At 30.4% G+C, this 3,821-nt stretch carries 3 protein-coding genes and 1 pseudogene; all 4 read left to right on the top strand.

The window, feature by feature from the left end; genetic code table 11:
- Positions 1–543 precede the first annotated feature (543 nt).
- Positions 544–1,371 (top strand): prephenate dehydratase, encoded by an 828-nt coding sequence (locus ACTG3S_RS05005; protein WP_439128275.1) that lies wholly within the window; start codon positions 544–546, stop codon positions 1,369–1,371.
- Positions 1,368–2,525 carry a pyridoxal phosphate-dependent aminotransferase gene (locus ACTG3S_RS05010; RefSeq protein ID WP_439128276.1) on the top strand — a complete coding sequence of 386 codons (1,158 nt, stop codon included), beginning with the start codon at positions 1,368–1,370 and terminating at the stop codon, positions 2,523–2,525. Before ACTG3S_RS05005 ends, ACTG3S_RS05010 begins: the two co-directional genes overlap by 4 nt.
- Before the next feature lie 43 nt (positions 2,526–2,568).
- A complete protein-coding gene (locus tag ACTG3S_RS05015) occupies positions 2,569–3,420 on the top strand; it encodes a prephenate dehydrogenase (RefSeq protein ID WP_439128277.1) in 852 nt (283 codons plus the stop codon).
- A 20-nt stretch (positions 3,421–3,440) separates the two neighbouring features.
- Positions 3,441–3,821, top strand: a pseudogene (locus ACTG3S_RS05020) (3-deoxy-7-phosphoheptulonate synthase); the annotation flags it as partial.

Raw genomic sequence — 3,821 nt, forward strand, 5'->3', positions numbered from 1 at the left:
GTGTTTTTCGAAGATGCTTTCTTTTACTTCTTTAGTTAAGTACATGCCAATATTATTTAAATGATTTTTATGTATTTCAACAGATTTTCTATTGAAGGTGCAAATATAGTATTATTTTTTTATTAAAAACTTTTATAAGTTACTATTTTTATAGGCTAAATTGCTGTTTGTAAGTAAATTTCATTGAAGTATATAAAAACTTTACAGCGAATTTAACTACTTAAAATTTTCGATATTTTTGATAAATATTTGTTTTTTTACAACAATTCATAAATAAATGGTGCTGTATTACTTTATTTTTAACAAATCAGAAAAATTTATATAATATTGTGAATTAAATTTGTATATCTAAATTTAATATTTAGATTTGTCAATCAAAACAAAGAGCATTCAAATGTTAAATAATAACTTTACTCGTTTCTATTTTTACTTTTACTTTTTTAGTAAAAGAAGAGACTTTGTATCATGTTGTTAAGAAACAAATAAAATATATAAAGTCTCGAATTTACTTCGAGGCTTTTTTTTTGATATCATTTAAAAAGTTTGAAAAAAACAATCGCCATACAAGGAGCCCAAGGCTCAAATCATCATAAAGTTGCAATAGATTTTTATGGAGACAACATTCAGTTAATAGAATGTATGTCTTTTGATGCTTTGGTAGAAAGCCTTTTAAAAGGAGAGGCAAATATTGGTGTTATGGCTTTAGAGAACACAATTGCAGGCTCAATTATACCAAATTATGCATTAATTGATAGTAATAATTTACATATAATAGAGGAAGAGTATTTAAATATCCATCATCATTTAATGGCGTTGAAAGAACAAAATATAAATGATATAAAAGAAGTTTGGTCTCATCCCATGGCATTGTTACAGTGTAAGGAGTTTTTTAAAAGCTATCCACATATAAAATTGGTAGAAGATGTAGATACTGCAGAAGTGGCAAAAAGAATTGCAAAAGAAAACTTAACCGGTATTGCTGCAATAGCACCAAAAATTGCTGCAGAAATTTTTGGTTTACAAGTTTTAGAAGATGAAATTCAAACGATTAAAGACAACTCAACTCGATTTGTAATTGTACAAACCACTGAGCCAAAAAACGGAATTGACCAAATTAATAAAGCATCATTAAAATTTCAGTTAGATCATAAAAGAGGAAGTTTAGCAACTATTTTAAATGTATTGAGCGATTGCAAAATGAATTTGACTAAAATTCAATCTTTACCAGTTATAGAAACCCCTTGGAAATATTCGTTTTTTGTAGACATTACTTTTGATGAATACAAAGACTATCAAAAAGCTGAATCAATTATAAAAATAATGGCAGAAGAATTTAAAGTTTTAGGAACCTATAAAAACGGGAGAAAATGATACAACCCGCAAAAAGATTAGATACTGTTAAAGAATACTATTTTTCTAAAAAATTAAGAGAAGTAAGAGGATTAATGGCTGCAGGAAAACCTATTATAAATATGGGCATTGGTTCTCCAGACTTACAGCCACCAATAAAAGTTTTAGCCGCAATTCAAGGCAGTTTAAATGATGCTTCTGCACATAAATATCAATCTTATCAAGGATTACCAGAACTAAGAAACGCTATTGCTAATTTTTATAAAAATAAGTTTTCTGTAGTGGCAAATCCAGAGAATGAAATTTTACCTTTAATGGGAAGTAAAGAAGGAATTATGCACATTTCTATGGCTTTTTTAAATGAAGGTGATCAAGTATTAATTCCAAATCCTGGGTACCCAACATACACATCCGTTACAAAATTAGTTGGGGCAAAACCGTTGTTTTACAATTTAAGTAATGATAAAAATTGGCAGCCAAATTTTGATGAGTTAGAAAGTCAAGATTTAACAGATGTAAAAATTATGTGGGTAAATTATCCTCACATGCCTACAGGTACAAATGCCACTTTAGAAACATTTGAAAAGCTAGTTGCATTTGGTAAAAAACATCATATTTTAATTATTAATGACAATCCATATAGTTTTATTCTAAACGATAATCCAATAAGTATTTTACAAGTTGATGGTGCTAAAGACATTGCTCTAGAACTAAATTCTTTGAGTAAAACTTTCAATATGGCTGGTTGGCGAGTTGGTATGTTGTTAGGAAATGCAACCTTCATCAACGAGGTTCTAAAAGTAAAATCGAATATGGATTCTGGGATGTTTTACGGAATTCAAAAAGGAGCCATAGAGGCTTTACATTTATCTGACGATTGGTTTTTAGAACAAAATAAGGTATACGAAGAACGTAGAAAACTCATTTGGAAATTAGCAGATAAGTTAGGTGCAAAATACGATACAAACTCAACAGGATTATTTGTTTGGGCAAAAATTCCTGAAGGAAAAAAATCAGAAGAAGTTACAGATAAAGTATTGTACAAAAATGATATTTTTATCACACCAGGAACCATTTTTGGTTCTCAAGGAGAAGGTTATATTCGCTTTTCATTGTGTGTAACAAAAGAGATAATTAAAGAAGCAATAAATAGGCTTTCAGCTTTTGGCAATTAGCCATTAGCAAAAAGTAAACAGCTAAAGGCGAAAAGCGTAAACAATGAAAAATATATACATGATCGGTGTGGGTTTAATTGGCGGTAGTTTTGCTATCGATATCAAAAACCACAATCCAGAAGTTGTAATTCATGGTATTAGTAGAAAAGACGAAACTCTAAATAAAGCGTTAGAATTAAAATTAATTGACAAAAAAGCGACCTTAGATGATCTTGAAAACGCAGATTTGGTAATTGTATCTATTCCTGTTGATGCAACTGTGAAATTGTTACCAACTATTTTAGATAAAATATCAGACGATTCCTTAGTTGTAGATGCAGGTTCTACAAAAGAAGCCATTTGTAAAGTTGTTGAACATCATAAAAGAAGACGCAATTTTTTAGCCTGTCATCCAATTGCTGGAACAGAAAAATCTGGACCTACAGCAGCAATTTTTGGCTTATATAAAGGGAAAACTAACATTATTTGCGAAGTAGAAAAAACAACATTTAAACTGCAAGAAAAAGCTTTAGAGCTTTTTAGAGCCATTGGAATGCGTATCAGATATATGGATCCAGTTTCTCACGACAAACATATTGCGTATGTTTCGCACTTATCCCACATTAGTGCATTTATGTTGGGTAAAACAGTTATCAATAAAGAAAAAAACGAGCGCGATATTTTTGATATGGCAGGTTCTGGTTTCGAATCTACAGTTCGTTTGGCAAAAAGTAGTCCAGCAATGTGGACACCAATTTTTAAGCAGAATAAAGAAAACGTAATAGAAACATTAGAAGAATACATCAGCAATTTACAACACTTTAAAGAGTTGATGCAACAAGATAATTTCTCTGAAATTTTTAACGAAATGGAGAATACAAATTATATAAAACAAATTTTAAACGGCATAAAATAAGAGCCAAAACAAGTAGAAAAATGAAGAATACAGCAGCATTAAGAACATGGTTGGACGATATGAAATTAGATCATCCACTAGTAATAGCAGGGCCTTGTAGTGCAGAAACCGAAGAACAGGTTTTAAAAATTGCACACGAATTAAAAGATTCTGATGTAAACTATTATAGAGCAGGAATTTGGAAACCAAGAACAAGACCAGGAAATTTTGAAGGTGTTGGTGCCTTAGGCTTAGGTTGGTTAAAAAAGGTAAAAGAAGAAACAGGTATGAAAACCTGTACAGAAGTTGCCAATGCTGCACACTGTAAATTAGCGTTAGAAAATGATGTAGATTTATTATGGATTGGTGCAAGAACAGCAGTATCTCCTTTTATTATGCAAGAAATTGCAGATGCTTTACAA

Origin of the sequence: Polaribacter sp., from assembly GCF_965656025.1 — a bacterium.
Lineage (GTDB): Bacteria > Bacteroidota > Bacteroidia > Flavobacteriales > Flavobacteriaceae > Polaribacter.